At 60.6% G+C, this 26925-nt stretch carries 27 protein-coding genes and 1 pseudogene; 6 read left to right on the forward strand and 22 right to left on the reverse strand.

Annotated elements, in window-relative coordinates; all coding sequences use genetic code 11:
* Positions 1–96: 96 nt before the first annotated feature.
* On the reverse strand, positions 97–1032 hold the full coding sequence (locus tag JOE32_RS16010) for an alpha/beta hydrolase (protein ID WP_209986077.1): 936 nt from the start codon (positions 1030–1032) through the stop codon (positions 97–99).
* A gap of 99 nt (positions 1033–1131) precedes the next feature.
* Here JOE32_RS16010 and JOE32_RS16015 point away from each other — a divergent pair, with 99 nt between their 5' ends.
* The 3 genes from JOE32_RS16015 to JOE32_RS16025 all read left to right on the forward strand — a co-directional run bounded on the left by JOE32_RS16015 (position 1132) and on the right by JOE32_RS16025 (position 2582).
* Positions 1132–1716: a DUF6436 domain-containing protein gene (locus tag JOE32_RS16015; protein WP_209986080.1), complete on the forward strand. Its 585-nt coding sequence runs from the start codon at positions 1132–1134 to the stop codon at positions 1714–1716.
* 99 nt (positions 1717–1815) lie between these two features.
* Positions 1816–2172: an EamA family transporter gene (locus JOE32_RS16020; RefSeq protein ID WP_209986083.1), complete on the forward strand. Its 357-nt coding sequence runs from the start codon at positions 1816–1818 to the stop codon at positions 2170–2172.
* Positions 2172–2582: an EamA family transporter gene (locus JOE32_RS16025; protein ID WP_209986087.1), complete on the forward strand. Its 411-nt coding sequence runs from the start codon at positions 2172–2174 to the stop codon at positions 2580–2582. The genes JOE32_RS16020 and JOE32_RS16025 overlap by 1 nt, the downstream gene beginning before the upstream one ends.
* A gap of 3 nt (positions 2583–2585) precedes the next feature.
* Here the strand turns inward: JOE32_RS16025 and JOE32_RS16030 are convergent, their stop codons facing one another.
* Both JOE32_RS16030 and JOE32_RS16035 read right to left on the reverse strand, forming a co-directional pair.
* Positions 2586–3464 (reverse strand): hypothetical protein, encoded by an 879-nt coding sequence (locus JOE32_RS16030; RefSeq protein WP_209986090.1) that lies wholly within the window; start codon positions 3462–3464, stop codon positions 2586–2588.
* Positions 3461–4567 (reverse strand): GNAT family N-acetyltransferase, encoded by a 1107-nt coding sequence (locus JOE32_RS16035; protein WP_209986093.1) that lies wholly within the window; start codon positions 4565–4567, stop codon positions 3461–3463. The genes JOE32_RS16030 and JOE32_RS16035 overlap by 4 nt, the downstream gene beginning before the upstream one ends.
* A gap of 149 nt (positions 4568–4716) precedes the next feature.
* On the opposite strand from JOE32_RS16035, the gene JOE32_RS16040 reads away from it, so the two are divergent.
* Positions 4717–7071, forward strand: a complete 2355-nt coding sequence (locus JOE32_RS16040) for a penicillin acylase family protein (RefSeq protein WP_209986110.1) — start codon at positions 4717–4719, stop codon at positions 7069–7071.
* Between the two features lie 144 nt (positions 7072–7215).
* Here JOE32_RS16040 and JOE32_RS16045 read toward each other — a convergent pair whose 3' ends face one another.
* From JOE32_RS16045 to JOE32_RS16095, 11 genes and pseudogenes are all read right to left on the reverse strand, one after another.
* The gene (locus JOE32_RS16045; protein ID WP_209986113.1) at positions 7216–7590 is read right to left on the reverse strand and encodes a hypothetical protein; all 375 of its coding nucleotides are present in this window, start codon (positions 7588–7590) and stop codon (positions 7216–7218) included.
* Positions 7591–7704: 114 nt separating this feature from the next.
* Complete coding sequence (locus JOE32_RS16050) at positions 7705–7992, reverse strand: hypothetical protein (RefSeq protein WP_245229036.1); 288 nt, start codon at positions 7990–7992, stop codon at positions 7705–7707.
* A 108-nt stretch (positions 7993–8100) separates the two neighbouring features.
* A pseudogene (locus tag JOE32_RS25030) lies at positions 8101–8184 on the reverse strand (Hcp1 family type VI secretion system effector); the annotation flags it as partial.
* Between the two features lie 211 nt (positions 8185–8395).
* Entirely contained in the window at positions 8396–9280 is an 885-nt protein-coding gene (locus JOE32_RS16060) for an ABC transporter permease subunit (protein ID WP_209986118.1), read from the reverse strand.
* Positions 9277–10197 carry an ABC transporter permease subunit gene (locus JOE32_RS16065; protein WP_057006456.1) on the reverse strand — a complete coding sequence of 307 codons (921 nt, stop codon included), beginning with the start codon at positions 10195–10197 and terminating at the stop codon, positions 9277–9279. Before JOE32_RS16065 ends, JOE32_RS16060 begins: the two co-directional genes overlap by 4 nt.
* Positions 10194–11336 carry a polyamine ABC transporter ATP-binding protein gene (potA, locus tag JOE32_RS16070; RefSeq protein WP_057006455.1) on the reverse strand — a complete coding sequence of 381 codons (1143 nt, stop codon included), beginning with the start codon at positions 11334–11336 and terminating at the stop codon, positions 10194–10196. Before potA ends, JOE32_RS16065 begins: the two co-directional genes overlap by 4 nt.
* Before the next feature lie 65 nt (positions 11337–11401).
* Positions 11402–12496, reverse strand: coding sequence for a polyamine ABC transporter substrate-binding protein (locus tag JOE32_RS16075; RefSeq protein WP_209986121.1), 1095 nt, complete (start codon positions 12494–12496; stop codon positions 11402–11404).
* Between the two features lie 151 nt (positions 12497–12647).
* Positions 12648–13742 carry a polyamine ABC transporter substrate-binding protein gene (locus JOE32_RS16080; protein ID WP_209990556.1) on the reverse strand — a complete coding sequence of 365 codons (1095 nt, stop codon included), beginning with the start codon at positions 13740–13742 and terminating at the stop codon, positions 12648–12650.
* An 85-nt stretch (positions 13743–13827) separates the two neighbouring features.
* Positions 13828–15192, reverse strand: coding sequence for an aspartate aminotransferase family protein (locus JOE32_RS16085; RefSeq protein ID WP_209986123.1), 1365 nt, complete (start codon positions 15190–15192; stop codon positions 13828–13830).
* A gap of 54 nt (positions 15193–15246) precedes the next feature.
* Entirely contained in the window at positions 15247–16605 is a 1359-nt protein-coding gene (locus tag JOE32_RS16090) for a glutamine synthetase family protein (protein ID WP_057006451.1), read from the reverse strand.
* Between the two features lie 92 nt (positions 16606–16697).
* Positions 16698–16925, reverse strand: coding sequence for a hypothetical protein (locus tag JOE32_RS16095; protein ID WP_209986126.1), 228 nt, complete (start codon positions 16923–16925; stop codon positions 16698–16700).
* Positions 16926–17203: 278 nt separating this feature from the next.
* Here JOE32_RS16095 and JOE32_RS16100 point away from each other — a divergent pair, with 278 nt between their 5' ends.
* Both JOE32_RS16100 and JOE32_RS16105 read left to right on the forward strand, forming a co-directional pair.
* The gene (locus JOE32_RS16100) at positions 17204–18580 is read left to right on the forward strand and encodes a glutamine synthetase family protein (protein WP_003234758.1); all 1377 of its coding nucleotides are present in this window, start codon (positions 17204–17206) and stop codon (positions 18578–18580) included.
* Between the two features lie 220 nt (positions 18581–18800).
* Positions 18801–19430, forward strand: a complete 630-nt coding sequence (locus tag JOE32_RS16105) for a TetR/AcrR family transcriptional regulator (protein WP_209986129.1) — start codon at positions 18801–18803, stop codon at positions 19428–19430.
* A 109-nt stretch (positions 19431–19539) separates the two neighbouring features.
* Here the strand turns inward: JOE32_RS16105 and JOE32_RS16110 are convergent, their stop codons facing one another.
* From JOE32_RS16110 to JOE32_RS16145, 8 genes are all read right to left on the reverse strand, one after another.
* Complete coding sequence (locus JOE32_RS16110; RefSeq protein WP_003176783.1) at positions 19540–19755, reverse strand: TOBE domain-containing protein; 216 nt, start codon at positions 19753–19755, stop codon at positions 19540–19542.
* 19 nt (positions 19756–19774) lie between these two features.
* Positions 19775–20581, reverse strand: a complete 807-nt coding sequence (gene ssuB / locus JOE32_RS16115) for an aliphatic sulfonates ABC transporter ATP-binding protein (RefSeq protein ID WP_209986133.1) — start codon at positions 20579–20581, stop codon at positions 19775–19777.
* Positions 20578–21366, reverse strand: a complete 789-nt coding sequence (gene ssuC, locus JOE32_RS16120) for an aliphatic sulfonate ABC transporter permease SsuC (RefSeq protein ID WP_209986136.1) — start codon at positions 21364–21366, stop codon at positions 20578–20580. Before ssuC ends, ssuB begins: the two co-directional genes overlap by 4 nt.
* A 9-nt stretch (positions 21367–21375) precedes the next feature.
* The gene (gene ssuD / locus JOE32_RS16125; protein ID WP_209986138.1) at positions 21376–22524 is read right to left on the reverse strand and encodes an FMNH2-dependent alkanesulfonate monooxygenase; all 1149 of its coding nucleotides are present in this window, start codon (positions 22522–22524) and stop codon (positions 21376–21378) included.
* A gap of 25 nt (positions 22525–22549) precedes the next feature.
* Positions 22550–23518, reverse strand: a complete 969-nt coding sequence (locus tag JOE32_RS16130) for a sulfonate ABC transporter substrate-binding protein (RefSeq protein ID WP_209986141.1) — start codon at positions 23516–23518, stop codon at positions 22550–22552.
* Between the two features lie 97 nt (positions 23519–23615).
* The gene (gene ssuE, locus JOE32_RS16135; protein WP_209986144.1) at positions 23616–24209 is read right to left on the reverse strand and encodes an NADPH-dependent FMN reductase; all 594 of its coding nucleotides are present in this window, start codon (positions 24207–24209) and stop codon (positions 23616–23618) included.
* A 258-nt stretch (positions 24210–24467) separates the two neighbouring features.
* Entirely contained in the window at positions 24468–25106 is a 639-nt protein-coding gene (locus JOE32_RS16140) for a peroxiredoxin (protein ID WP_209986148.1), read from the reverse strand.
* Positions 25107–25375: 269 nt separating this feature from the next.
* The gene (locus tag JOE32_RS16145; RefSeq protein ID WP_209986151.1) at positions 25376–26764 is read right to left on the reverse strand and encodes an OprD family porin; all 1389 of its coding nucleotides are present in this window, start codon (positions 26762–26764) and stop codon (positions 25376–25378) included.
* Positions 26765–26925: the final 161 nt, after the last annotated feature.

Raw genomic sequence — 26925 nt, forward strand, 5'->3', positions numbered from 1 at the left:
GAGGGGGCTTGCTCCCGATAACAGAGTGCCAGTCGACACCAGGGCGACTGATGCACCGCTATCGGGAGCAAGCCCCCTCCCACATTGCGAGCTGGATTACTTCAGGTGGTCCGTCAAATAGCGGAAGTACGCTTCGCGAATCGGCGCAATCTCATTGGCCAGGTGATGCCTCCCCTTGGCCAGCATCAGCACCTCGGGTTGCTCGAACTTGCTGCGCAGCACCTGCAGGTTGTGCTGCCAGTCTACCGTCATGTCTTCCTCGCCCTGCACAATCACCACTCGCCTTGCGCTGCGTGGCGCCGCTTCGATGCGCTTGATCCATTGCACCAGCGCTCCCACCCAGGCGGTGGGCAGTTGCCGGGGTTGCAGCGGATCGGCTTCAAGAAACGGTTTGAATTCGGGGTCGTGGGTGTTCTCGCTGAACCGCCGCGCGATGCCTTTGACGAATGGCCGCAGCAGGTAATAGCTGAGCTGCGACCAGCCCCAGGCGCGCGGGCGCACCAACGGGGACAGCAGCAGGACCTTGCCCTGGGCCGGACTGTCGGCGCCGTGGCTGAGCAAGTGGTCCACCACCACCGCGCCGCCGGTGCTTTGCCCGAACAGATGCCAGGGCTGCGGCAAGTGCAACGCCTGGGCCTGCTCGAACAACCCATGCACCACATGCTGATACACCGCGAAATCATCGATGCTGGCACGCGTGCCGCTGGACAGACCGTGCCCGGGCAGGTCGCAGGCGATCACCACAAAACCCTGTTCCAGCGCCCAGTCCACCACATGCCGATACAGCCCCATGTGGTCATAGAAGCCATGAAACAAAAACATCGTCGCCACCGGCACCGGCGGCCACCATACCTGCGCCACCACCTCGAAGCCGTCCACCTCGAAGCGCCCCAGACGGCTCACCACCTTGCGCGAAGGCAAGTCGAGCCCGTAGAAACGCTGGTACACCCGCGCCTCGGCTGACAGCGGTTGCGCATCCACCAGCGGGCGCAGACTCGCGCGCAGGTGATCGGGGTCAAAGGTGACAGGCATAAAGGGTTCCAGACTCACGGTGAAGATGAAGATCGAGCTGCGATATTCATCTGTCGAGGCAGGCATGGCAAGCTACGCGACCCTTGAGGATCGATCCGAATGCGACAGCCCTACCGTTCCGCCCTGTTCGCCGGCCTGTTGCTGGTCCTCTGCACCGGCGTGCTGTGGGCGGCGTATGCCTGGTTTCAGGGCCGCTACCTGCGCGCCTTCAGCGCACACACGGCGGTATTCTCTGGCGATGCGCTGCGCCTGCCCGCCGAACTTGCCGGCCCCGGCCCGATTCGCCTGGTGCACTTCTGGGACCCGGCCTGCCCGTGCACGGTCGGCAACCAGCAGCACCTGGGCGACCTGATCGAGCACTACGCGCCCAGGGGCGTCGAGTTCTATGCCGTGCAAAAGCCCGGCAGCCATGGCCAGTTGCCCGCCAACCTGCTGGCGCTCAAAGCCCTCGACGCGCTGCCCGGCGCCGAGCAGATACCGGCCAGCCCGGCCGTGGGTATCTGGGACCGCAGCGGCAAGCTCGCCTATTTCGGGCCGTACAGCGAAGGGCTCACGTGCAACGCCAGTAACAGTTTTATCGAACCGATCCTGCAGGCGCTGGAGGACGGCCGCGAGGTCAACGCCACCCACACCCTCGCGGTGGGCTGCTATTGCTCGTGGAGTTCGGCCCCTGTTGCGCCCTGAACAGGCAACCTGAACGTAGGCTGTTGCGCCGGCGAACTTCGAAAACCGCGGCGTCCGGCTGCGGTATGTTGGCCGCTCCCAGACCACCGCACAGACCCCATGAGCCAACTGACTTTCATCCTCTGGATTCTCAACGTCATCGTTGATACGTCCGGCCAACTGGCCTTCAAGGCCGCCGCCACCCACAGCGCGGAATTTTCCGGCATGGCCCACTGGCGCCACATGCTGGCGCGCCACTGGTTCTGGATCGGCATCGGCCTCTACGTGATCGAGTTCGTGCTGTGGCTGGCCTTTCTGTCGCTGGTGCCGTTGTCGGTGGCGGTGATGCTGGGCTCGTTCAATATCGTGGTGATCATGATTGCCGGTCGCCTGTGGTTCAAAGAAAGCCTGACCAAATGGCGCTTGATCGGCATCCTGCTGATCGCCCTGGGCACTGTCGTTGTGGGGTTCGGCTGATGAAACGTTTTTATATCCTTGGTTTTCTCTCGCTGATCTTTTTCGACACCCTGGCCCAGGTCAGTTTCAAGTACGCCTCGATCCACGCCGAACCCCTGGCGATGGATGTGGCCTGGCTGGTCCGCGTGTTTGGTCACCCCTGGATCTACGGCGCGTTTGTCGGCTATATCGGTGCGTTCTTCACCTGGATGACCTTGATGAAACACGCGCCCATCGGCCCGGCGTTCGCGGCGTCCTACCTGGAGCTGATCAGCGTGACGCTGGTGTCGGTGTGGCTGTTCAACGACACGCTGACCCTTCCCAAGGTCATCGGAGGCCTGCTGATCGTGGCGGGCATTCTGTGTCTGGCGCGCCAGGAAAGCCCCGAGGCCAAGACGGGCGAGACGGCGCTGGAAACCTCGCCCTCCTGAGGGTTACCGCGCAGCCCAACCTTGATGAATCTGCCGGACCAGCCGCGCATTCAGCGCGTTCTGTTGCTGTTGCCAGATCCGCACCTGGTCCGGCGGTAGCGCCACCTGGCCGTCCGACGCACTCAACCAACGCTTGAACGCACTCTGATAATGGTATTCGGACACGTCGCCAGTGATGTCGGCGCCGATAATCCGGCCCTGACAGACCTCGATCAATGCCGCCAGGTGATGCTCCAGAAACTCACCCTGATCCCAATTGGTGTTCACCACGTCCGGGCTCAGCACGTCCTTGTCGATGGACAGGTACACCGGCAGCGCTCGATCAAACTGCGCCAGAAACGCGCTCATCAGCGCATCGGCATGGCTGAAGGCGCGATTGCCGCGGCCACAGCCCACCCAGTTCATCCAGCGCGTATCGACGTTGACGTTCCAGTAGGTCAGCTTGCCCTTGAGCAGCGGCGACCAGTGATTTTCCCAGGCGTGGCCCAGGCCAATGTCCTGCGAGCCGATACCCAGCACATGCACATGCTCGACCTGCGGCAGACGGCTGGCCCAGTACACCCATGAACCGCAGTGGATGCCGAACGGGTAGCGCATGTTATCGGGGTGGTTGTCGCAGATGATCAGCTGGAATTTCTGCTGCGTGGGCAGGCGCTTGAGCAGCAGATGACTGAGGTGGTGATAGTCGCCGCTGCCGGTGAACACACAGCCATGCTCGTCGGGCATTCGCGTATCGAGGGCTTTTTCCAGCGCGTGGAATTGCCTCCAGCGGCAGCCGAAGCGGATGGTTTCCTGCCAGGCCTGCAACGGCAGGTGCACCGCGTCGGAAATGTCACTCACGGCCCCGTCAAAATCGAGGATCAGCGGTGTCAGGGCCTTCATGACGTGTGTTCCTGATGCCATTGGGTGTCGCTTTCAAAGTGATGACGCCAGCGGTTGCCCAGCTTGCGCAGCAGCGGGTTGCGCACCCACACCAGATGGAGGGTGAAGGTGAAGCTGGCGCCGAGGCTGGCCTTGATCTCAGGGTCGGTCCAGCCCGCCACGTAAAAATCCAGGCCCTGGGCAATGGCGTATTCCAGGTTCACGAACCAGCTGACCACGTACAGGTTGAAGTCCAGCGCCAGCGGGTAGTTGAGGCCGATGTACTTGTCTAGCAGCTTGCCGTCCTGCACGTAGCACAGGTTGTAGCCGACCAGTTCGTCGCAGTGCCAGTAACAGAACACACGCCCATGGCTATGGGCGTCGCGCAGCAGTTCGGTAAAGAACGCCGGGGTGAGCAGGTCAAAATGGATCTCGCTCTGGTCGTATACCGCGCGGTACAGCCCGTAGAGGCGTGCCAGCCAGGCGTCGTCGTTGAAGCGCGCGTCGCCGGTTTGCAGCACTTCGATGTGCAGCGCCTCACGGCTGCGCAGTTTGCGTCGGATATTGCGGCGACGGCTGTAGGACAGACGCGCGAGGTAGTCGTCGACGCTGCTGAAGTTGATCGGCACATACGCCAGCGCCTGGCCTTCCAGACTGATGAAGCCGCGACGTGTGCAGTCATCGATCAGGAGTTGCGCGTAGTGGTTGTCGGCCTCGCTCAGCAGCGGCGATTGGCACGGCACGTCCTTGACGATGGTGAGCGCACGTTGCGGCGCGCATTCATGCTGCAACCATTGGGCAAGGTCCTGGGGCGACACGTCCTGGGGGAACGGCGCATATTCGCTGACGGTGGTGCCCACAAAGCAGCTGTCGATCCGCAGCCAGGCATGCCAGAGCCCGTAGCCTGGCCAGCCGCGCACACGTTCCACGAAGCTGTCGTCGGCGGTGGTCAGCAGGTCGAAGGGGGTGAAGAAGTACGGCAGGCCCTGATGGGAAACCTGCGCGTCAAAACCCACCGGCGGGTGCCGCAAAAAACCTGCAATCAGCGAGGGGGCTTCCAGGCAGCCGGTATAGGCAACCTCGGGACGCAGCGGGGCGGGTAACGGTTGCAGGGCGCAGGTCATGGCAAAAAAGCTCGAAAGTATCCCGCGCCATAGTGCCCCAGCGGGGCGCGGGCCACTTGAACCTCGGCTGTCGAGGCGGCAATCGGCATTTCATCGCCAAACCCATTAGACTTCGATGACCTTTGAAGGCGACTGACCAAGGACCGTCCATGAAACGCAGCCTGATCGTGCTTGCCCTGCTGATCGTCGCCGTCATGGCCGGCGTTGGCGGCTATGTCTACAGCAAACAACCGACCCGCCAGGGCACGCAGACGCTGGCCAACCTGCAAGGCTCGGTCACGGTGCGCTATGACGAGCGTGGCGTGCCGCACATTCGCGCCGGCAACGAGGCCGATCTGTATCGCGCCCTCGGCTATGTGCAGGCCCAGGACCGGCTGTTCCAGATGGAGATGATGCGGCGCCTGGCCCGTGGCGAACTGGCCGAGGTGCTGGGGCCCAAACTGCTGGAGACCGACAAGCTGTTTCGCAGCCTGCGCATTCGCGAGCGCGCCGCTGACTACGTGGCGCACATGGACCACGAGTCCGCGACCTGGAAAGCCCTGCAAGCCTACCTCGACGGCATCAACCAGTATCAGGCCGGCCACCCCAGCCCCCTGGAGTTCGACGTGCTGGGCATTGCCAAGCGGCCGTTCACCGCCGAGGACAGCGTCAGTGTTGCCGGGTACATGGCCTACAGCTTTGCCGCCGCGTTTCGTACCGAGCCGTTGCTGACCTATATCCACGACCGGTTGGGCAGCGACTACCTGAAGGTCTTCGACCTCGACTGGCAGCCCAGGGGCGCCCTGAACCTGGCAGACAGCGACTGGCAACACCTCGGCGCCCTTGCCCGGTTGAGCGATCAGGCCCTGGCCGACAATGGTTTGCCGCAGTTCGAAGGCAGCAACGCCTGGGCCATCAGTGGCAGCCGCACCCAGAGCGGCAAGCCGTTGCTGGCGGGCGACCCGCATATTCGTTTTTCGGTGCCGGCGGTGTGGTACGAGGCGCAGCTGTCGGCGCCGGGCTTTGAGCTGTACGGCTACCACAACGCGCTGTCGCCGATGGCGTTTCTGGGGCATAACCTGGACTTCGGCTGGAGCCTGACCATGTTCCAGAACGATGACCTCGACCTGATCGCCGAGAAGACCAACCCGGACAACCCCAACCAGGTCTGGTACCACGGCCAATGGGTCGACATGACCCGCAGCGAACAGCAGATTGCAGTCAAGGGCCAGGAGCCGGTCACCCTCACCCTGCGCCGCTCGCCCCACGGCCCGATCATCAACAGTGTGCTCGGCGATAACAGCGGCACGACGCCGATTGCCATGTGGTGGGCGTTTCTCGACACCGACAACCGCAGCCTCGAAGGCTTCTACGAACTCAACCGCGCCGACACCCTGGCCAAGGCGCGCGCGGCATCTTCCAAAGTGTCGGCGCCGGGCCTGAACATCGTGTGGGCCAATGCCAAGGGCGACATCGGCTGGTGGGCGGCGGCGCAATTGCCGATGCGGCCGCCGGGCGTGAATGCCGGGATGATCCTTGACGGCAGCACACCGGAAGGCGACAAACTGGGCTTCTACCCGTTCAGTGCCAACCCGCAGGAAGAGAACCCGGCGCGGGGTTACGTGGTGTCCGCCAATGCCCAGCCGGTATCGCCCACCGGCATGGAAATCCCTGGTTATTACAACCTGCCCGACCGTGGCCAGCAGTTGAATGCGCAGTTGAGCGACAACAGCGTGAAGTGGAACGTCACCAACAGCCAGGCTCTGCAACTGGGCACCACCACGGCGTTCGGCCCGCGCCTGCTGGCGCCGTTGTTACCGGTGCTGCGTGAGGTGGTCAAGGACCCGGCCCAGTTGCAGCTGGTGGAGCAACTGGCGGCGTGGAAAGGCGATTATCCGCTCGATTCCACCAGTGCCACGTTGTTCAACCAGTTCCTGTTCAACCTGGCCGAGGCGGCCTTCCACCCCAAACTTGGCGACGCACTGTTCAAGACCCTGCTCAGCACCCGCGTGATCGACGCCGCGCTGCCGCGCCTGGCTGCGTCCGCGGACTCGCCCTGGTGGGACGGCAAGCGCGCCGACACCGTCAAGCGCGCGTGGGACAACAGCCTGAGCCATCTCAAGGCTACATTCGGCGACGACCCGACACAGTGGCAATGGGGCAAGGCGCACACCCTGACCCACGGCCATCCGCTGGGCTCGCAACAGCCGCTGGACCAGATCGTCAACGTCGGCCCGTTCGCCGCGCCCGGCACCCACGAAGTACCGAACAACCAGTCAGCCAATATCGGCCCGGCGCCCTGGCCCGTCACCTACGGCCCCTCCACCCGCCGCCTGATCGACTTCGCCGACGCCGCCCACGCCCTCACCATCAACCCGGTCGGGCAAAGCGGCGTGCCGTTCGACGCGCATTACAGCGACCAGGCACAAACCTACATCGAGGGCGGTTACGAACAGGCGCACTTCACCGACGAGGAAGTCACCGCCAACACGCGCGGCACGCTCAAGCTGCTGCCAGCGCGATAGGCATTGATCGGGGGCACTCTCAAACCGGTGCCTCAAACCGGTGCGGCGAAGTTGAGCCTGAACCGCTGCGGCGTCACCCCCAGCCGGCGGCTGAACACGCTTCGTCTATAAGAGTTGCGGGGACTGATGTGAGCCATTGGTTACTCATTTATACGGCGCTACGAATTGAGTAAACACAATCAACGCGACCAACAAAACAAGTTGTGCAGTCCAAGGTATCGCCAGCAAAAATTTTAACTTCTTAGGGAAGGACTTTATATCCCCAATATCCAAAAGCCCTCTGCTTTCCCCTAACCCCGGCATTAACAAGTACACATAAATCATGCTGCAGCGCATCGTTTTCCCCAGCAGCCCCGCGCTTGAAAAAGCTTTTTTGTTTTGCTCTACAAATGAACAATTTGGCAGCCAATATTCAAATTTTTCCGTATACGCATGAGCAACATAAAACGATACGCACATTGTGATTATTATTGATAGAATCATTATTGTTGCGACGAGGCCTGTGTCCACATTCATCATGGGCTCGTCTGCCTATAAAGATAATCACCCATCATTTCACCGCCACCACTCCCTGCTGCTCCGATTGCGATACCTCCAGCGGCACCACCTAAACCACCTGCAAGAGAACTGCCTTCAATACTTAGCCTCGTTACGCAACCCTGAGCCGCCGGAGGCGAAGTCCGAGAACTGCGTTTCCAGCTTCGATCCCGAACCCATTTGTTCTCTATGCAGATTTTCTATCTCACTAAGTGTGGATTTAATCGCACTGAGGTGTTTGCTCCAGCCATCACTTGCTGCGCCTACGCCAGTGGACGCATTGGTAATACAGGCTTTGCAATAGCTCAACGCTTTCCAGAAAACATCATCCGCGCCAACACCGTTAGTCATAAAAGCAGCATGTACCTCGATGGCATCAGTCATCAAGTAGGCTTCCTCACTGGTACAAGAAGGAGTAAATAGCCCCTTACTATAACGAACTCACCCGCAATGGCTACACTCTCTGCGACATGGACATTAAGGACTTACACGTTGACGGTAGTCAGCAACGATTACTTCTTCAAGTACAACTTCATAACCTTTAAGTTTTCCCGCACTTGCTCGACAGAGCACGATCAGCAGCGCGAGGCTGTGGTGCATGCGCATCCACGCATTAATGGGTTCAAGCCGACGAATTTTGTGCAGGTGATTCGCACCTCGCCGTGGGCAGCGTAATCAACTTGAAATGCAATTAAAGGTGGGAGGGGGCTTGCTCCCGATAGCAGTGGGTCAGTCTCACTTCAATTGACTGACACCCTGCTCTCGGGAGCAAGCCCCCTCCCACACTTTAAATCGGAGCCGGCGCCCGACGCTTGTCCGGCTGCTGCCAGCCATCCGCCGCCGCTTCTTCGATGGCTTGCTGGATCGCCTTCTTGCGATGCTCTTCGGCACGCCGGCTGAAGAACCACACCAGAAACGTCACCAGCGACACCGCCAACAGAATCAGACTCGCCACGGCGTTGATCTCGGGTTTGACCCCCAGGCGCACCGCCGAGAACACTTCCATCGGCAAGGTGGTCGAACCCGGCCCCGACACGAAGCTGGCCAGTACCAGGTCGTCCAGCGACAGCGCAAACGACATCATGCCGCCCGCCGCCAGCGACGGCGCGATCATCGGGATGGTGATCAGGAAGAACACCTTCCACGGCCGCGCGCCCAGGTCCATCGCCGCTTCTTCAATCGACAGGTCCAGCTCACGCAGGCGCGCCGATACCACCACCGCCACGTACGCCGCGCAGAAGGTGGTGTGGGCGATCCAGATGGTGACGATGCCACGTTCCTGGGGCCAGCCGATCAACTGCGCCATCGCCACGAACAGCAGCAACAGCGACAGACCGGTGATCACTTCGGGCATCACCAGCGGCGCGGTGACCAGGCCGCCGAACAGCGTGCGGCCCTTGAACTGGCTGATGCGCGTCAGCACGAAGGCCGCCAGCGTACCCAGCGCCACCGCCGCCACCGCCGTGTAGCAGGCGATTTCCAGCGAGCGCGCCACCGAGCCCATCAACTGGGTGTTGTCCAGCAGGCCCACGTACCATTTGATCGACCAACCGCCCCACACCGTCACCAGCTTGGATTCGTTGAACGAGTAGATCACCAGGATCAGCATCGGCAAGTAGATGAACAACAAGCCTGCGACCAGCATGAAGCTGGAGAAACGAAAGCGTTTCATATCTTGCCCTCCAGCTCTTTGGCCTGGCTGCGGTTGAACAGGATGATTGGCACGATCAGGATCGCCAGCATCACCACCGCCAGGGCGGACGCCACCGGCCAGTCACGGTTATTGAAGAATTCCTGCCACAGCACTTTACCGATCATCAGGGTTTCCGGGCCGCCGAGCAGTTCGGGGATCACGAACTCGCCCACCACCGGGATAAACACCAGCATGCAACCGGCAATGATGCCGTTCTTGGACAGCGGCACGGTGATTTTCCAGAAGCTGTTGAAGGTGCTCGAACCCAGATCGGATGCGGCTTCCAGCAGGCTCTGATCGTGCTTCACCAGGTTGGCGTACAGCGGCAGGATCATGAACGGCAGGTACGAATAGACCACGCCGATGTACACCGCAATGTTGGTGTTGAGGATCTGCAGCGGCTCGCTGATCAGCCCCATGGACATCAGGAAGCCATTGAGCAGACCGTTGTTGCTGAGGATGCCCATCCACGCATACACGCGGATCAGGATCGCGGTCCAGGTCGGCATCATGATCAGCAGCACCAGCACGGTCTGCATCTCTTTGCGCGCGGTGGCGATGGCGTAGGCCATCGGGTAACCGACCAGCAGGCACAGCAGCGTGCTGAAAAACGCCATTTTCAGCGAGCCGAGGTAGGCGGCGATGTACAGCTCATCCCCCGCCAGCAAGCTGTAGTTGGCCAGGTTCAGCACCACTTGCAGCTTCTGCTCAACGTAGGTGTAGATCTCGGTGTACGGCGGGATCGCCACATCGGCTTCGGCAAAGCTGATTTTCAACACGATGAAAAACGGCAGTGCGAAAAACAGGAACAGCCACAGGAACGGAATCCCGATGACCACCTGCTTGCCACTGGGGACGAGGCGGTTCAAGCGCCGTTTGAGTTTTTTTGTGTTCATGAGCGCAGTACCACGCCGCTGTCGTCTTCCCACCACACGTACACCTGATCACCCCAGGTAGGGCGCTGGCCACGGCGCTCGGCGTTGGCGACGAAGGACTGCACCAGCTTGCCGCTCGGCAGCTCCACGTAGAACACCGAGTGACCGCCCAGGTAAGCGATGTCGTGCACCTTGCCGCTGGACCAGTTGTGTTCGCAGGTCGGCATCTCTGAGGTGACCAACAGTTTTTCCGGGCGGATGGCGTAGGTCACCGACTTGTCTTCCACCGCAGTGGCGATGCCGTAGCCCACGTAGATGTCGCGGTCCAGGTCCGGGCATTTGAGCACCGCGTGGCCTTCGGCGTCGTCCACCACCTGGGTTTCGAAGATGTTGACGTTGCCGATAAATTCGCACACCAGACGGCTGGTAGGCGTCTCGTAGATATCGATCGGGCTGCCGATCTGCGCGATCCAGCCCAGGTGCATGATCGCGATGCGCTCGGCCATGGTCATGGCCTCTTCCTGGTCGTGGGTGACCATCACGCAGGTCACGCCGACGCGCTCGATGATCTCCACCAGCTCGAGCTGCATCTGCGAGCGCAGTTTTTTGTCCAGCGCGCCCATCGGCTCATCGAGCAGCAGCAGTTTCGGGCGCTTGGCCAGGGAGCGGGCCAGGGCCACGCGCTGGCGCTGACCGCCGGACAACTGGTGCGGCTTGCGCTTGGCGTACTGGCTCATCTGCACCAGCTTGAGCATCTCGGCCACGCGGGCGTCGACTTCGGCCTTGGGGATCTTGTCCTGCTGCAGGCCGAAGGCGATGTTCTGCGCCACGGTCATGTGCGGGAACAGCGCGTAGGACTGGAACATCATGTTGATCGGCCGCTCATAGGGCGGCATGTCGGTGATGTCCACACCGTCGAGGTAGATGCGGCCTTCGGTCGGGCGCTCGAAACCTGCAAGCATGCGCAGCAGGGTGGACTTGCCCGATCCCGAACCGCCGAGCAGGGCGAAAATCTCGCCTTTCTTGATTTCCAGGGACACATCGTCCACGGCAATCGTCTCGTCGAACTTCTTCGTGACCCGATCGATTTTGACCAGCACCTTCTTCGGTGTCTGGTCGCCCTCGAGGGCTTTCTTGTAGGCGCCGGAGGCAACAGCCATTTACGAAACTCCCAAAAAAAGAGTGCAGTTCGCCCAATGCGGGCGAACCCTGGATAGTTTGAGCGCTACTTGCCCGTCTTGACCTTGGTCCAGCTACGGGTCATCAAGCGTTGCACCTTCGGGGGTAGCTCGAAGTTGACGAATGTCCGGTCGAGAACCGCCTGCGGTGGGTAAACCGCTGCGTCGGTGCGTATCGATTGCTCCATCAGTGTGTCCGACCCTGGGTTAGGGTTGGCGTAGCCGACGTAATCACTGACCTGGGCGATCACCTCAGGTTGCAGCAAATAGTTGATGAAGGCGTGGGCTTCCTTGACGTTGGTGGCGTCCTTGGGAATCGCCAGCACGTCGAACCACAGGTTGCCGCCTTCCTTGGGAATCGCGTAGGCGATGTTCACGCCCTTGCCTGCCTCGGCCGCACGGGCCTTGGCCTGGAACACATCGCCGGAGAAACCGGCCGCCACGCAGATATTGCCGTTGGCCAAGTCCGAGATGTATTTGGAGGAATGAAAGTAGGTCACGTAGGGCCGCACTTTGAGCAGCTTCTCTTCGGCCTTCTTGTAGTCGGCCGGGTTGGTGCTGTTGGGATCCAGGCCCATGTAGTTGAGCACCGCCGGCAGCATCTCATCGGCCGAGTCCATGAACGACACGCCGCAGCTGGCGAGCTTCTTCATGTTTTCCGGCTCGAACAGCACCGCCCAGGAGTCGATATGGTCGACGCCCAGCACCTCTTTCACTTTATCGACGTTGTAACCGATGCCGTTGGTGCCCCACAGGTACGGCACAGAATACTGGTTACCCGGATCGTTCTTTTCCAGACGCTTGAGCAACGCCGGGTCAAGATTGGAATAATTAGTCAGCAATGACTTGTCGAGCTTCTGGAACGCCCCAGCCTTGATCTGCTTGCCGAGAAAGTGGTTGGACGGCACTACCACGTCATAGCCGGTGCGTCCGGCCAGCAGCTTGCCTTCCAGGGTTTCGTTGGAATCAAACACGTCGTACACGGGCTTGATGCCGGTGGCCTTTTCGAAGTTGGCCAGGGTGTCGGGGCCGATGTAGTCCGACCAGTTATAAATATGCACCGTCGGTGCAGCCTGCACGCTGACAGCCAGCGTGATACCTGCACCCACCAGCAAGGCTTTGCGAAATAAAGAAATTGGCAAGTGGAGGTCCTCTTCAATAGTTGGCCCTGAAGTTGTTGCCCGGCAACAAAACCGGCGCGCAACTTACCTTCGATAAACCGATCCGGCAAAACTTTCTTTCATTTAATTAATGTGCGGGAGGGCGTTTGTGCCCTCCCACGGGTAGCAGGGCTTACTTGCCCGACTTGATCTTGGTCCAGCTGCGCGTCATCTCGCGCTGGGTAGCGGCCGGCAGGTCGGCAATTGCATACAGCTTGGCTTGCACGTCCGCTGGCGGGTAGATGCCCGGGTCGCTGGTGATGTCTTTATCGACCAGTGCGGTAGCCTTCTCGTTACCGTTCGGGAAACGCACGCTGTTGGTGATCGACGCCATCACTTCCGGCTTGAGCAGGTAGTTCATGAACTTATAGGCGGCATCGACGTTTTCGGCATCCTTGGGAATGGCGACCATGTCGAAGAAGCTGCCGGCGCCTTCCTTGGGAATGTCGTAGGCCACCTTGACCTTGCCGCCGGCTTCGGCCGCGCGGGACTTGGCCTGCTGGATGTCACCCGAGTAACCCACGGCTACGCAGATGTTGCCGTTGGCCAGGTCCGAGATGTACTTGGACGAGTGGAAGTAGCCGATCGAAGGACGGATTTTGAGGAACAGCGCTTCGGCTTGCTTGAGGTCGTCTTTCTTCTGGCTGTCGGTTGGCAGGCCCAGGTAATGCAGGGCAATCGGCAGCATTTCGGTGGGCGAATCGAGGAAGCTCACGCCGCAGCTTTTCAGCTTGGCGATGTTCTCGGGCTGGAGCAGCACGTCCCACGAGTCGATCTTGTCCACGCCCAGCGCAGCCTTGACCTTCTCCGGGTTGTAGCCGATGCCGATGGAGCCCCACATGTACGGGAACGCGTGCTTGTTGCCCGGGTCGCTGACCGACACGGCTTTGAGCAGGGATTTGTTCAGGTTGCTGTAGTTGGGCAACTTGGACGTGTCCAGTTCCTGGTACACACCGGCCTTGATCTGCTTGGCGAGGAAATTGTTCGACGGCACGACGATGTCGTAACCGGACTTGCCCGCCAGCAACTTGGCTTCCAGGGTTTCGTTGCTGTCGAACACGTCGTACACCACTTTGATGCCCGACTCTTTTTCAAAGTTGGCGATGGTGTCCGGTGCAATGTAGTCGGACCAGTTGTACACGTGCAGCACTTTACTGTCTGCCTGGGCCGCGCCCGCCATTGCGCCCATCAGGGACAAGGCGAGGAGGGTCTTGCCAGCGTTTTTCAAACCTGATGCCTTCATTATGGTGATGCTCCGATTTTTTCTTTATTAGCCACAGCCTGCGTTATTTGATGCGTGCTGAGACTAGCACTTAGCCCTGCAATTGGGCCAAGGTCAGGTCCAGGCAGGTACGCGCCTTGGTCACCAGTTCGTCAATTTCCGCGTGGCTGATCACAAGCGGCGGAGAAATGATCATGGTATCGCCCACGGCACGCATGATCAGGCCGTTGTTGAAGCAAAAGTTACGACAGATCATGCCTGCGCCACGGCCTTCATAACGCTTGCGCGTGGCCTTGTCCTGCACCAGCTCAATCGCACCCAGCAAGCCAACACCGCGTACTTCGCCCACCAACGGATGATCCGCAAGCTCGCGCAGACGTTTCTGCAAATAGGGTGCCGCTTCATCCTGCACACGCTGGATGATTTTCTCGTCGCGCAGAATACGGATGTTTTCCAGCGCCACCGCCGCCGCCACCGGATGCCCGGAGTAGGTGAAGCCGTGGTTGAAATCACCGCCTTCATTGAGCACGGCCACCACGTCGTCGTGCACGATCAGCCCGCCCATGGGGATGTAGCCCGAGGTCAGGCCCTTGGCGATGGTCATCATGTGCGGCTTGAGCCCGTAGAAGTCGCTGCCGAACCACTCACCGGTTCGGCCGAAGCCGCAGATCACTTCGTCGGCGACAAACAGAATGTCGTACTTCGCAAGAATTTCCTTGATGCGCGGCCAGTAGGTCGCAGGCGGCACGATCACGCCACCCGCGCCCTGGATCGGCTCGGCAATAAAGGCGCCGACGTTGTCCACGCCCAGTTCCAGGATCTTGGCTTCCAGCTGGTCGGCGGCCCACACGCCGAACGCCTCCGGGCTCATGTCGCCGCCTTCGCCAAACCAGTACGGCTGAGCGATGTGGGTAATGCCAGGGATCGGCAGGTCGCCCTGCTCGTGCATATAAGTCATGCCGCCCAGGCTGGCGCCGGCCACGGTGGAGCCGTGGTAGCCATTTTTGCGGCTGATGATGGTTTTCTTGTTCGGCTGGCCTTTGATCGCCCAATAGTGGCGGACCATGCGCAACATGGTGTCGTTGCCTTCGGAGCCGGAGCCGGCGAAGAACACGTGATTCATGCCGGCGGGCGCGACGTCGGCGATAGCCTTGGCCAATTCCAGGGCCGGCGGGTGGGCGGTCTGGAAGAACAGGTTGTAGTACGGCAGGGCTTTCATCTGTTTGGCGGCGGCGTCGGCCAGCTCATCGCGGCCGTAGCCGATGGCCACGCACCACAGGCCGGCCATGCCGTCGAGGATCTTGTTGCCTTCGCTGTCCCACAGGTAAACACCGTGGGCCTTGGTGATGATCCTCGGGCCTTTCTCTTTCAATTGCTTGAAGTCGCTGAACGGCGCCAGGTGGTGATCGTTGCTCAAGGCTTGCCATTCACGGGTTTGCGGGTTGTTGCTGGACATACAGGTCTCCTGGTTCGGTGAAGGGCGCGCCGTCTGCACAGCGCGCCCGGCGCATCAGACGGCGAAGAGCAGGAATTCCCGCTCCCACGAACTGATCACGCGCTTGAAGTTTTCATGCTCGGCCCGCTTGACCGCGACGTAGCCGGTGATGAATTTCTGCCCGAGGTATTTCTCGATGGTCTTGCTGTTTTCCATCCGTTCCAGAGCGTCTTCGATGGTCAACGGCAGGCGCAGGTTGCGTCGCTCGTAGCCTCGGCCCACCACTGGCGCACTGGGGTTGTGCTGCTCGACCATGCCGATGTAGCCACACAGCAGGCTGGCGGCAATCGCCAGGTACGGGTTGGCGTCGGCGCCTGGCAGGCGGTTTTCGACACGACGGTTCTGCGGGCCGGCATCCGGTACACGCAGGCCGACGGTGCGGTTCTCTTCGCCCCACTCCACGTTCACCGGCGCCGAGGTGTCGGGCAGGAAGCGGCGGAACGAGTTCACGTTGGGCGCAAACAGCGGCAGCAGTTCGGGGATGAATTTCTGCAGGCCGCCGATGTGATTGAGGAACAGCTGGCTCATGGTCCCGTCTTCGTTGGAGAAGACGTTCTTGCCGGTGGCGATGTCGATGATGCTCTGGTGCAGGTGCATCGCGCTGCCCGGCTCGCCGGTCATGGGTTTGGCCATGAAGGTGGCGGCCACGTTGTGCTTGAGCGCGGCTTCGCGCATGGTGCGTTTGAACACCAGAATCTGGTCGGCCAGGGACAGCGCGTCGCCGTGACGGAAGTTGATTTCCATCTGCGCGGTGCCGTCTTCGTGGATCAGGGTGTCGAGGTCCAGCTCCTGCAATTCGCACCAGTCGTAGACGTCTTCGAACAGCGGGTCGAATTCGTTGGCCGCTTCGATGGAGAAGGACTGGCGACCGGTCTCCGGGCGCCCGGAACGGCCAATTGGCGGTTGCAGCGGGAAGTCCGGGTCTTCGCAGCGTTTGGTCAGGTAGAACTCCATCTCCGGCGCCACGATGGGCTGCCAGCCTTTGTCGGCGTAGAGCTTGAGGACTTTCTTGAGCACGTTGCGCGGCGACAGCTCGATGGGGTTGCCTTGCTTGTCGTAGGTGTCGTGGATCACCTGGGCGGTGGGCTCGATGGCCCAGGGCACGAGGAACACGGCGTTCTGGTCGGGGCGGCAGATCATGTCGATGTCGGCCGGGTCGAGCAGTTCGTAATAGATGTCGTCTTCGACATAGTCGCCGGTCACGGTCTGCAACAGCACGCTCTCGGGCAGGCGCATGCCTTTTTCGGCGATGAACTTGTTGGTCGGCGAGATCTTGCCTCGGGTGATACCGGTGAGGTCGCCAATCATGCATTCGACTTCTGTGATCTTGTGGTCTTTCAACCAATCGGTGAGCTGGTCGAGGTTGTTACTCATAAATGCCTCTGGGCTGGGTTTCCTGGCGTCCATTAAAGGCCAGGCGTTGGTTGACGCAGCATCCGCGTCGTTTTTTCGTTCAGGGTAGGAGCTTACCTGCCATTTGCTGCAACGTTGCATTCCTCAGGCCAACCTTGTGCGTAATTTTTGATCGGCGCGGCGGTCATCTGCGGCGTGATCGCAATCGAGGAGGCAAAAAAGAGGAAGACCCGGGCGTCAAGAATATTGGCCGGTGCGCGGTGCTTGGCGAGGAATAAATGGAGAGATGACAGGACTTGTCTGATACAGGTCAAGACGCCAACTGGCGGAAGGCGAGACATGAAGCACCCCGGTATTATTGCTGTTATGGGTTTGAATCGAGCTTAGCCTTGTTCATTTTTTTACACAACACCCCCGTAAAAAATACAACACGGCCCGCTTTAGGCTGCGACTCCCCAGCCGCGCAAACCCAAAAAAGCGCCGCAAAAAGCCCCAAAAAAGGCCACGCGGCGCTTTTTCAGGGCAAAAAAGGCCTCGCTTGACTTCGGCATGCCGTTCGGGTTGACTGAAACCAGAAAAGATCAATGATTGATATTTTTAACAACAAAGGTGTTGCATCATGTCGGTACCCCCGCGTGCCGTTCAGCTTAACGAAGCGAACGCGTTCCTTAAGGATCATCCTGAGGTTCTGTACGTAGACCTTCTAATTGCGGATATGAATGGTGTGGTGCGCGGCAAGCGCATCGAACGCACCAGCCTCCACAAGGTTTACGAGAAGGGCATTAACCTGCCTGCCTCTTTATTTGCCCTGGATATCAACGGCTCGACGGTGGAAAGCACCGGCCTGGGTCTGGACATCGGTGATGCTGACCGAATCTGTTATCCGATCCCCGACACCCTGTGCAATGAACCCTGGCAAAAGCGCCCGACCGCGCAATTGCTGATGACCATGCACGAACTGGAAGGTGAACCTTTCTTCGCCGATCCTCGCGAAGTGCTGCGCCAGGTGGTAAGCAAGTTCGACGATCTTGGCCTGACCATCTGCGCCGCCTTCGAGCTTGAGTTCTACCTGATCGACCAGGAGAACGTGAACGGCCGCCCCCAACCGCCCCGCTCGCCGATCTCCGGCAAACGTCCGCACTCGACACAGGTCTACCTGATCGACGACCTCGACGAGTACGTCGACTGCCTCCAGGACATTCTGGAAGGTGCCAAAGAGCAAGGCATCCCGGCCGACGCCATCGTCAAGGAAAGTGCCCCGGCGCAGTTCGAAGTGAACCTGCACCACGTTGCCGACCCAATCAAGGCCTGCGACTACGCGGTACTGCTCAAGCGACTGATCAAGAACATCGCCTACGACCATGAGATGGACACCACCTTCATGGCCAAGCCCTACCCGGGCCAGGCTGGCAACGGTTTGCACGTACACATTTCGATCCTGGACAAAGACGGCAAGAACATCTTTGCCAGCGAGGATCCCGAGCAGAACGCCGCATTGCGTCACGCGATCGGCGGTGTGCTCGAGACCCTGCCCGCCCAGATGGCGTTCCTGTGCCCGAACGTCAACTCCTACCGTCGTTTCGGCGCACAGTTCTACGTGCCGAACTCGCCGTGCTGGGGCCTGGACAACCGCACCGTGGCGATTCGCGTGCCCACCGGTTCGTCCGATGCCGTGCGTATCGAACACCGCGTGGCCGGCGCCGATGCCAACCCTTACCTGCTGATGGCTTCGGTCCTGGCGGGCGTGCACCACGGTCTGACCAACAAGATCGAGCCGAATGCACCGGTGGAAGGCAACAGCTACGAGCAGAACGAACAAAGCCTGCCGAACAACCTGCGCGATGCCTTGCGCGAGCTGGACGACAGTGAAGTGATGGCGCGGTACATCGATCCCAAATACATCGATATTTTCGTCGCCTGCAAGGAAAGCGAGCTGGAAGAGTTTGAACACTCCATCTCCGACCTTGAGTACAACTGGTACCTGCATACCGTTTAAGCGGTTGCGGTAGTTGAAAAGACGCTGCTGACTTCGGTCAGTGGCGTTTTTTTTGGGTTTATTCGGGGAGACCTAGGTGGATTCATCGGGGGCAAGCCCCCTCCCATACTGGATCTGTGACCACATTCAAAATGTGGGAGGGGGCTTGCCCCCGATAGCGGTCTGGCAGACAACACACCTTCCTACTCATACAATGCCTGCTGCCTTGTAGGAGACTTCCATGTCCACCCGCCCCACCGTCACTCGCAAACCCCGCGCCCGCAGCCAGGCGCGGATCGACACGATCCTGGATGCCGCCCGCGCGTTGCTGGCCGCCGAAGGCGTGGCCGGTTTGTCGATCTACAGTGTGGCCAAGCGCGCGCAGATTCCGGCGGCGTCGGTGTACCACTTTTTTGCCAGCGTGCCGGCGTTGCTGCAAGCGTTGACGGCGGATGTGCACGCGGCCTTCCGTGCGGCCATCGAGGCCCCCATCGAGCATGACTCGCTCAAGCAATGGCGCGACCTGTCCGCTGTCGTCGAGCAGCGCATGCTTAGCATCTACGCGCATGATGCTGTCGCGCGCCAGTTGATCCTCACCCAGCACGGGCTCACTGAAGTGACCCAGGCCGACCGTCAGCATGATCTGGAGTTGGGGGATTTGATGCTGGCCGTGTTCAACCGCCACTTCGAGGTGCCGACGCTACCCAACGATGTGGACGTGTTTGCATTGGCGCTGGAGTTGAGCGACCGCGTGTATGCGCGCTCGGTGCATCAGCATGGGCGGATTACGCCGCGCATGGCGGAGGAAGGGATGCGGGTATTTGATGCGTATGTGGGGCTCTACTTGCCGGCGTACTTGCCCAAGCGGTAAGGGTGGCTGGGCGCGCCTCATCGGGGGCAAGCCCCCTCCCACACGTTGACCTGTGAACACATTCAAAATGTGGGAGGAGGCTTGCCCCCGATGACGGCCTCAAGAGCACTCACAACTTGGCAATCGACACCTCAGTGGATTTGACAAAGGCGATCACTTCACTGCCGATCACCAGTTCCAGCTCTTTGACCGAGCGCGTGGTGATCACCGACGTGACGATGCCCGAGGCGGTCTGCACGTCGATCTCCGACAAAACGTCGCCGACCACGATTTCCTTGATGGTGCCCTTGAACTGGTTGCGCACGTTGATGGCTTTGATAGTCATGGTGTTTTTCCTGTGTGGGTTATTGAGCCCAACGCAATTGCGTCGGCAGCGGTGAAACAGGTTCGGGTTCCGGCGGCACGCCGGGCAAGGACAGCACGCGGTTGAGCACTTCGGCTTCCAGTGCGGCCAGACGATGTGAACCACGGGCACGCGGGCGCGGCAGGTCGACGGTGAGGTCCAGGCCGATTTCGCCGTCTTCGATCAGGATCACCCGGTCGGCAATCGCCACGGCTTCGCTGACGTCGTGGGTGACCAGCAACACGGTGAAGCCGTGCTTTTGCCAGAGGTTTTCGATCAGTTGCTGCATCTCGATACGGGTCAGGGCATCCAGTGCGCCCAGGGGCTCGTCGAGCAGCAGCAGGCGCGGTTGGTGGATCAGCGCGCGGGCCAGCGCCACCCGTTGCTTCTGCCCGCCGGACAACGCCGCCGGCCATTCATCGGCACGCTCGGCCAGGCCCACCGCCTCCAGCGCGTCCAACGCCCGGGGGCGCCAGTTGCCCTTGAGGCCCAGGCCCACGTTGTCGATGATCTTTTTCCACGGCAGCAGGCGCGCTTCCTGAAACATCAGCCGCGTGTCTTCGATCGCCTCGTCGAGCGGCGCAGACCCGGCCAGCAACTGGCCGCCGCTGGCTTTATCCAGGCCCGCCAGCAGGCGCAGCAAGGTGCTTTTACCGCAGCCACTGCGACCGACCACGGCGACGAACTGACCGGCAGGGATATGCAGATCGATCTCTTTGAGTACTTCCCGCGCACCAAAGGACTTGCGCAATTTGCGCACCGCGAGCGGGATGCCCTTGAGCAGGCGCGGAGGTTGTTGAGCAGTCATGCCGCACCTCCCTTATGCACTTGATAGGCCGGGTGCCAGCGCAACCAGACCCGTTCCAGGCCACGCGCGGCCAGGTCGGCCAGTTTGCCGAGGATCGCGTACAACACGATGGCCAGCACCACCACGTCGGTTTGTAGAAATTCCCGCGCGTTCATCGCCAGGTAGCCGATGCCGGAGCTGGCCGAGATGGTTTCCGCCACGATCAGCGTCAACCACATGAAGCCCAGGGCAAACCGCACGCCCACCAGGATCGACGGCAACGCGCCAGGCAGAATCACCTGCCAGAACAGGCTGAAACCGGACAAGCCATAGCTGCGCGACATTTCCACCAGTGCCGGGTCGACGTTGCGGATGCCGTGATAGGTGTTGAGGTAGATCGGGAACAGCGTGCCGAGGGCGACCAGGAAAATCTTCGCCGTCTCATCAATGCCGAACCACAGGATCACCAACGGAATCAGCGCCAGGTGCGGCACGTTGCGGATCATCTGCACCGAGCTGTCCAGCAAACGCTCGCCCCAGGTCGACAGACCGGTGATAAAGCCCAGCGCCAGGCCGATGCCGCCGCCGATCACGAAGCCCAGGCCGGCCCGCCAGCCACTGATGGCCAGGTGCGTCCAGATTTCGCCGCTGCGCACCAGGTTGACCCCGGCCTCAATCACTGCGCTGGGCGCCGGCAGAATGCGCGTCGACAACCAGCCCGCCGACACCGACAACTGCCACACCGCCAGCAACAGAATCGGCAGCACCCACGGCGCCACGCGATGGCTCAATTTTTCAACATTCATGGCGTCCCCTCAGCTCTGTGATGCGGCTTTGGGAAGAATGTCGTTGGCGACCATTTCGCCGAACGGGCTGACATAGCCGGTGCTTTTCGGCTGCTCGGCCCGTTCGATATCCAGGTGCGGGAACAGCAGCTCAGCCACGCGATACGACTCTTCCAGGTGCGGGTACCCGGAGAAGATAAAGGTGTCGATGCCCAGGTCCGCGTATTCCTTGACCCGCGCCGCAACCGTCGGGCCATCGCCCACCAGCGCAGTGCCCGCACCGCCACGCACCAGGCCGACGCCGGCCCACAGGTTGGGGCTGACTTCGAGGTTGTCGCGGCTGCCACCGTGCAAGGCGGCCATGCGCTGCTGCCCCACCGAGTCGAAGCGCGCCAGGGAGGCCTGGGCGCGGGCGATGGTTGCGTCGTCCAGGTGGGAGATCAGTTTGTCGGCGGCTTTCCACGCCTCTTCGTTGGTTTCGCGCACGATCACATGCAGGCGAATGCCGAAGCGCACGGTGCGCCCGTGCTTGGCGGCCTTGGCGCGAACTTGCTCGATCTTTTCTGCCACTGCGGCCGGCGGCTCGCCCCAGGTCAGCACCATCTCCACCTGTTCGGCGGCCAAGTCCTGGGCGGCTTCGGAAGACCCGCCGAAGTACAGCGGCGGGCGCGGTTGCTGGATCGGCGGGTAGAGCAGCTTGGCGCCTTTGACGCTGATGTGCTCGCCGTCGTAATCCACGGTTTCGCCTTCCAGCACACGGCGCCAGATGCGAGTGAACTCCACCGAGGCCTGGTAGCGCTCTGCGTGGCTCAAGAACAGGCCGTCGCCGGCCAGCTCCTCCGGGTCGCCACCGGTCACCAGGTTGAACAACGCACGGCCGCCGGACAGACGATCCAGGGTTGCGGCCTGACGCGCGGCCACCGTCGGCGAAATGATGCCGGGGCGCAGAGCGACGAGAAATTTCAAGCGCTGGGTCACCGGGATCAGCGAGGCGGCTACCAGCCATGAGTCTTCGCAGGAACGTCCGGTGGGAATAAGCACCCCGCCGAACCCGAGGCGGTCAGCAGCCTGGGCGACTTGCTGCAGGTAGCCGTGGTCGACGGCACGCGCGCCTTCGGCGGTGCCAAGGTAATGGCCGTCGCCGTGGGTAGGCAGGAACCAGAAAATATTGAGGCTCATGGAGTTGTCTCCTGAAGAAATCGAATTACGGCGCTGTGGCCACGGTGGCGGGCGGTGTCCAGATCACGTCCTTGATGCTCAAGGGCTTGGGAATCAATTTGAGCTGGTAGAAGGTGTCGGCGATTTTCTGCTGGGCGGCGACCACTTCCGGGGTCAGGAACAGCGCACCGTAGCCCTGGCGTTTCACCGAGGTCAGGGTGATGTCGGCCGGCAGGCCAAGCAGCGGCGCCACCTGAGCGGTGACTTCCTGCGGATTGGCCTTGGACCATTCGCCGACTGCGCGCACTTCTTCCACCAGCGCCTTGATCACCTCCGGGTGCTGTTGCGCGTAGGGTTTGGTGGCGAGGTAGAACTGGTGGTTGTCGGCGATGCCGGTGCCGTCACGCAGGGTGCGCGCCTGCAGCTGTTTCTCGGCGGCGGCCTGGTACGGATCCCAGATGACCCAGGCGTCGACACTGCCCCGCTCGAACGCCGCGCGGGCATCGGCGGGCGGCAGGAATACGGTCTGCACATCGGTGTATTTGAGCCCGGCATCTTCCAGGGCACGCACCAGCAGGTAGTGCACGTTGGAGCCTTTGTTGAGCACGACTTTTTTGCCCTTGAGCTCGGCCACCGACTTGATCGTGGAATCCTTGGGCACCAGGATCGCTTCGCTGGTAGGCGCCGGCGGCTCGTAGGCCACGTAGAGCAGATCGGCACCGGCCGCCTGGGCGAACACTGGCGGGGTTTCGCCGGTAACGCCGAAGTCGATGGCGCCGACATTCAGGCCTTCAAGCAGCTGCGGACCGCCGGGAAATTCCGTCCATTGCACCTGCACGCCTTGGGCAGCCAGGCGTTTTTCCAGGCTGCCCTTGGCCTTGAGCAGTACCAGGGTGCCGTATTTCTGATAGCCGATCCGCAAAGTTTCGGCGGCCTGGGCGTTAACAATGACGCCGAAGGACACAGCCGCAGCAAACAGTGCGACCAGACCACGACGCAAGATGACAGTGCGCATGGCGCTCTCTCCAAATAGTGCGATGAGGGGGTTGGCTGCACCTGCTTGGCCGTTGGCGGCTGAGTAAGGTGAGTGTTACCGGATGTCGGGGTAAGGCTTAAATGCTCCAGCGAGCACTCAACAAACGGTCATTCAACACGTCCGGATCCAGCGGTTTTGGGCGGCGGGCCATGGCGCTGTAGAGCTGCTCAACGGCTTCGCGCAATCGCGCCTCAAGCACCGGCACCAGTTGTGCCTGGACACTGCCCTCGCCGTAGGCGATCTGGCTGTCCTCAGCGAAAATGCCGTGCAGCAATTCCTGAGCCTTGAGCGCCGACAGCACCGGCTTCAAGGCGTAGTCCACCGCCAGCATGTGGGCGATGCTGCCGCCGGTGGCCATCGGCAGTACTACCTTGTGCGCCAGGGCGCGTTCGGGCAGCAGGTCGAGCACGGTTTTCAGCGCGCCGGAGAACGAGGCCTTGTACACCGGCGTGGCGATCACCAGGCCGTCGGCATTGGCCACCTGTTGCAACAGGTCGATCACCTTGGGGCTGTCGAAGCGCGCATGCAGCAAGTCTTCGGCCGGGAAGTCCCGTACCTGGTAACTCACCACTTCGACGCCTTTGTCTTGCAACCACTGACGGGTTTTTTCCAGCAGCACCCCGGAGCGGGAACGCTGACTGGGACTGCCTCCGAGTGTTACGACCAACATGCAGGAATTCCTTTGAGCAAGTGCCGGCGTTCGCTGTGTGGCGATGGCGCCAAGATGGGACAGACCTTAGCAGCAGATTTATATATCTATAAATCTTATTTTTTCATTTGTTTATTCCATAAATACATATGCAATTTATGGAAAGACAGGCGAAAAAAAAGGCCGTCGAAACGGCCTGAAAAACCCCTGCTTTGTGAGCTGTGAAATGCGGCAAAAACTGTGGGAGGGGGCTTGCTCCCTCCCACATTGGGTTGTGTGTCAGCGGTTGGGTTGCGGGGTCAGGCGCAGGTATGGTTTCACGGCGCGGTAGCCCTTGGGAAAGCGCTTCTGGATCTCTTCCTCATCCTTGAGCGACGGCACGATCACCACTTCATCACCATCCTGCCAGTTGGCCGGGGTGGCGACCTTGTGGTTGTCGGTCAGCTGCAACGAGTCGATGACCCGCAGGATTTCATGGAAATTGCGGCCGGTGCTGGCCGGATAAGTAATGGTCAGGCGGATTTTCTTGTTCGGGTCGATCACGAACAGCGAGCGCACGGTGAGGGTATCGCTGGCATTCGGGTGGATCAGGTCGTAGAGGTCCGAGACCTTGCGGTCGGCGTCGGCCAGGATCGGGAAGTTGACCACGGTGTGCTGGGTTTCGTTGATGTCTTCGATCCACTTGTGGTGGGAGTCCACCGGGTCTACGGACAGGGCAATGGCCTTGACGCCGCGCTTGGCGAATTCGTCCTTGAGCTTGGCGGTTAAGCCCAGCTCAGTGGTGCACACTGGCGTGAAGTCGGCCGGATGCGAGAACAACACACCCCAGCTGTCGCCCAGCCATTCATGGAAATGAATGTTACCGGCGCTGGAATCCTGTTCGAAATCGGGGGCGATATCGCCCAGTCTGAGGCTCATGGCATGGCTCCTGGTGAGTGCTTATGGCGCCCACTGTGCATGCTTCGGCATTTATTTAAAAAGAATAAATAACGATTTATCCAGACGATAAAAGAATATTAAAAATCTGTTCACTGGACGCTGAGGCACGCGGGGATCAACATCGATTTCAAGGTTCGAGAAGGCCTTGAGACGCTGCAAAGAGGGATTCAGGAAGGGCTTGCGGGGGTTGAGCCCGACTTGAAGCAACACACCTTGCCCGGCATTGCGCCGGGCAAGGCTTTACGCTGTTACTTGAATGCGTAGCTGTAGCTGACGATTACACGGTTTTCGTCCTGATCGCGCGCTGCGGCAACATCGTTGCGCCACATGGCGTTTTTCCAGGCGACGCCGAGGTTTTTCAGCGGGCCTTCCGGGATCACGTAGGCAACAGTGATGTCTCGTTCCCACTCGGACTGACCGGTGAACTCGGCACGGCTGCCGTTGACGGTATCGATGTCAGTACCTTTGAGGTAGACGATACCGGCGGTCAGGCCAGGCACGCCAACCTTGGCGAAGTCATACGCGTAGCGAGCCTGCCAGGTACGTTCGCCAGCACGGGCGAACTTGGCGATCTGCATGTCAGTGGTCAGGTAAGCCGACGAACCGTCGCCTTGGTTCAACCAAGGGAAGTCGCTGTTACCGTTGCTGACCTGATAACCACCACCGAAGGTGTGGCCGGCAATGGTGTACAGGAACAGGCCGCTGTACAGGTTGTTGTCAACCTTGCCACGACCGGAGTTCACGCCGCTGTAGTTGCCCGACGAGAAGTAGGCCGCTTCGCTGCCGTTCTTGCCGTCATCGGAGCTGTGGAAGTAACGCAGGTCAGACTTCAATACGCCCGGGCCGATTGCCCAGTTGTGGGTCAGACCCAGGAAGTGCTGCTTGTAGAAATCTTCCAGGTTGCCGTAGTAGTACTGGGCAGTCAGGTCTTTGGTGATCTTGTAGTCACCACCGGCGTAGTAGAACTTGTTGCTGTCACGCCAGTTCACGCCACGGGTGTTGGCACCAGCGATCGACAGGTTGTCGACGTTGCTGGAGTTACGACCCTTGGCCTTTTCGATCTGACCGGCAACCAGCGTCAGGTCCTTGATGTCATTGGTGGTGATCTGGCCACCCTGGAAGGTCTGCGGCAGCAGACGACCGTCGTTGGTCACGATAACCGGCAGCTTGGGTTGCAGCGTACCCAGCTTCAGTTCGGTCTGGGAGATCTTGGCTTTGGCAGTCAGGCCCAGGCTCGAGTAGTTATCAACGGCTTCGCCATTGGACTTGCTCGGGAACACGGTGCCGCCGTACGAACCAGGGCTGGTAGCGGTCGCCGGGCTCGCGCCGTTGGTGCCGCCGCCCGAATCCAGGCGAATGCCCAGCAGGCCGATGGCATCAAGACCGAAGCCTACGGTGCCTTGGGTGTAGCCGGAGATGAAGCGCAGATCGAAGCCCTGGCCCCATTCTTCCTGCTTGCTCTGTACACCAGCGGCCTTGTTGGCAGCACTGCCGGCAGCCGCGTCGCGGTTGTCGGTGTTGATGTAAAAGTTACGCACACCCAGCGTTACTTTACTGTCATCGATGAAACCGGCAGCGCCTGCTTGCTGGGCGATTGCGCCCAAAGCTACAGCCACAGCCAAGGTGGACTTCTTCATGTACCGCTCCTCTCGTTTCTAATTTTTGTGTTTCTTTGGTCGCGGGTCTGACGCCCTCGATCCACAGATGCGCGATTAGCACCGGTTAGTGACTGACAAGTCAATCGTAACCTTGTGTGTCTACTACCTTCGTCTAATCACAGTTGATTTGGTCCGTGCAG

The sequence above is a fragment of the Pseudomonas sp. PvP025 genome, from assembly GCF_017832155.1.
GTDB lineage: Bacteria > Pseudomonadota > Gammaproteobacteria > Pseudomonadales > Pseudomonadaceae > Aquipseudomonas.

Bases quoted from the DNA above. Each gene is read 5' to 3' on its own strand.
- JOE32_RS16010 (WP_209986077.1), bottom strand. From the start codon at position 1,032: ATGCCTGTCACCTTTGACCCCGATCACCTGCGCGCGAGTCTGCGCCCG.
- JOE32_RS16015 (WP_209986080.1), top strand. From the start codon at position 1,132: ATGCGACAGCCCTACCGTTCCGCCCTGTTCGCCGGCCTGTTGCTGGTC.
- JOE32_RS16020 (WP_209986083.1), top strand. From the start codon at position 1,816: ATGAGCCAACTGACTTTCATCCTCTGGATTCTCAACGTCATCGTTGAT.
- JOE32_RS16025 (WP_209986087.1), top strand. From the start codon at position 2,172: ATGAAACGTTTTTATATCCTTGGTTTTCTCTCGCTGATCTTTTTCGAC.
- JOE32_RS16030 (WP_209986090.1), bottom strand. From the start codon at position 3,464: ATGAAGGCCCTGACACCGCTGATCCTCGATTTTGACGGGGCCGTGAGT.
- JOE32_RS16035 (WP_209986093.1), bottom strand. From the start codon at position 4,567: ATGACCTGCGCCCTGCAACCGTTACCCGCCCCGCTGCGTCCCGAGGTT.
- JOE32_RS16040 (WP_209986110.1), top strand. From the start codon at position 4,717: ATGAAACGCAGCCTGATCGTGCTTGCCCTGCTGATCGTCGCCGTCATG.
- JOE32_RS16045 (WP_209986113.1), bottom strand. From the start codon at position 7,590: ATGATGAATGTGGACACAGGCCTCGTCGCAACAATAATGATTCTATCA.
- JOE32_RS16050 (WP_245229036.1), bottom strand. From the start codon at position 7,992: ATGACTGATGCCATCGAGGTACATGCTGCTTTTATGACTAACGGTGTT.
- JOE32_RS16060 (WP_209986118.1), bottom strand. From the start codon at position 9,280: ATGAAACGCTTTCGTTTCTCCAGCTTCATGCTGGTCGCAGGCTTGTTG.
- JOE32_RS16065 (WP_057006456.1), bottom strand. From the start codon at position 10,197: ATGAACACAAAAAAACTCAAACGGCGCTTGAACCGCCTCGTCCCCAGT.
- potA (WP_057006455.1), bottom strand. From the start codon at position 11,336: ATGGCTGTTGCCTCCGGCGCCTACAAGAAAGCCCTCGAGGGCGACCAG.
- JOE32_RS16085 (WP_209986123.1), bottom strand. From the start codon at position 15,192: ATGTCCAGCAACAACCCGCAAACCCGTGAATGGCAAGCCTTGAGCAAC.
- JOE32_RS16090 (WP_057006451.1), bottom strand. From the start codon at position 16,605: ATGAGTAACAACCTCGACCAGCTCACCGATTGGTTGAAAGACCACAAG.
- JOE32_RS16095 (WP_209986126.1), bottom strand. From the start codon at position 16,925: ATGTCTCGCCTTCCGCCAGTTGGCGTCTTGACCTGTATCAGACAAGTC.
- JOE32_RS16100 (WP_003234758.1), top strand. From the start codon at position 17,204: ATGTCGGTACCCCCGCGTGCCGTTCAGCTTAACGAAGCGAACGCGTTC.
- JOE32_RS16105 (WP_209986129.1), top strand. From the start codon at position 18,801: ATGTCCACCCGCCCCACCGTCACTCGCAAACCCCGCGCCCGCAGCCAG.
- JOE32_RS16110 (WP_003176783.1), bottom strand. From the start codon at position 19,755: ATGACTATCAAAGCCATCAACGTGCGCAACCAGTTCAAGGGCACCATC.
- ssuB (WP_209986133.1), bottom strand. From the start codon at position 20,581: ATGACTGCTCAACAACCTCCGCGCCTGCTCAAGGGCATCCCGCTCGCG.
- ssuC (WP_209986136.1), bottom strand. From the start codon at position 21,366: ATGAATGTTGAAAAATTGAGCCATCGCGTGGCGCCGTGGGTGCTGCCG.
- ssuD (WP_209986138.1), bottom strand. From the start codon at position 22,524: ATGAGCCTCAATATTTTCTGGTTCCTGCCTACCCACGGCGACGGCCAT.
- JOE32_RS16130 (WP_209986141.1), bottom strand. From the start codon at position 23,518: ATGCGCACTGTCATCTTGCGTCGTGGTCTGGTCGCACTGTTTGCTGCG.
- ssuE (WP_209986144.1), bottom strand. From the start codon at position 24,209: ATGTTGGTCGTAACACTCGGAGGCAGTCCCAGTCAGCGTTCCCGCTCC.
- JOE32_RS16140 (WP_209986148.1), bottom strand. From the start codon at position 25,106: ATGAGCCTCAGACTGGGCGATATCGCCCCCGATTTCGAACAGGATTCC.
- JOE32_RS16145 (WP_209986151.1), bottom strand. From the start codon at position 26,764: ATGAAGAAGTCCACCTTGGCTGTGGCTGTAGCTTTGGGCGCAATCGCC.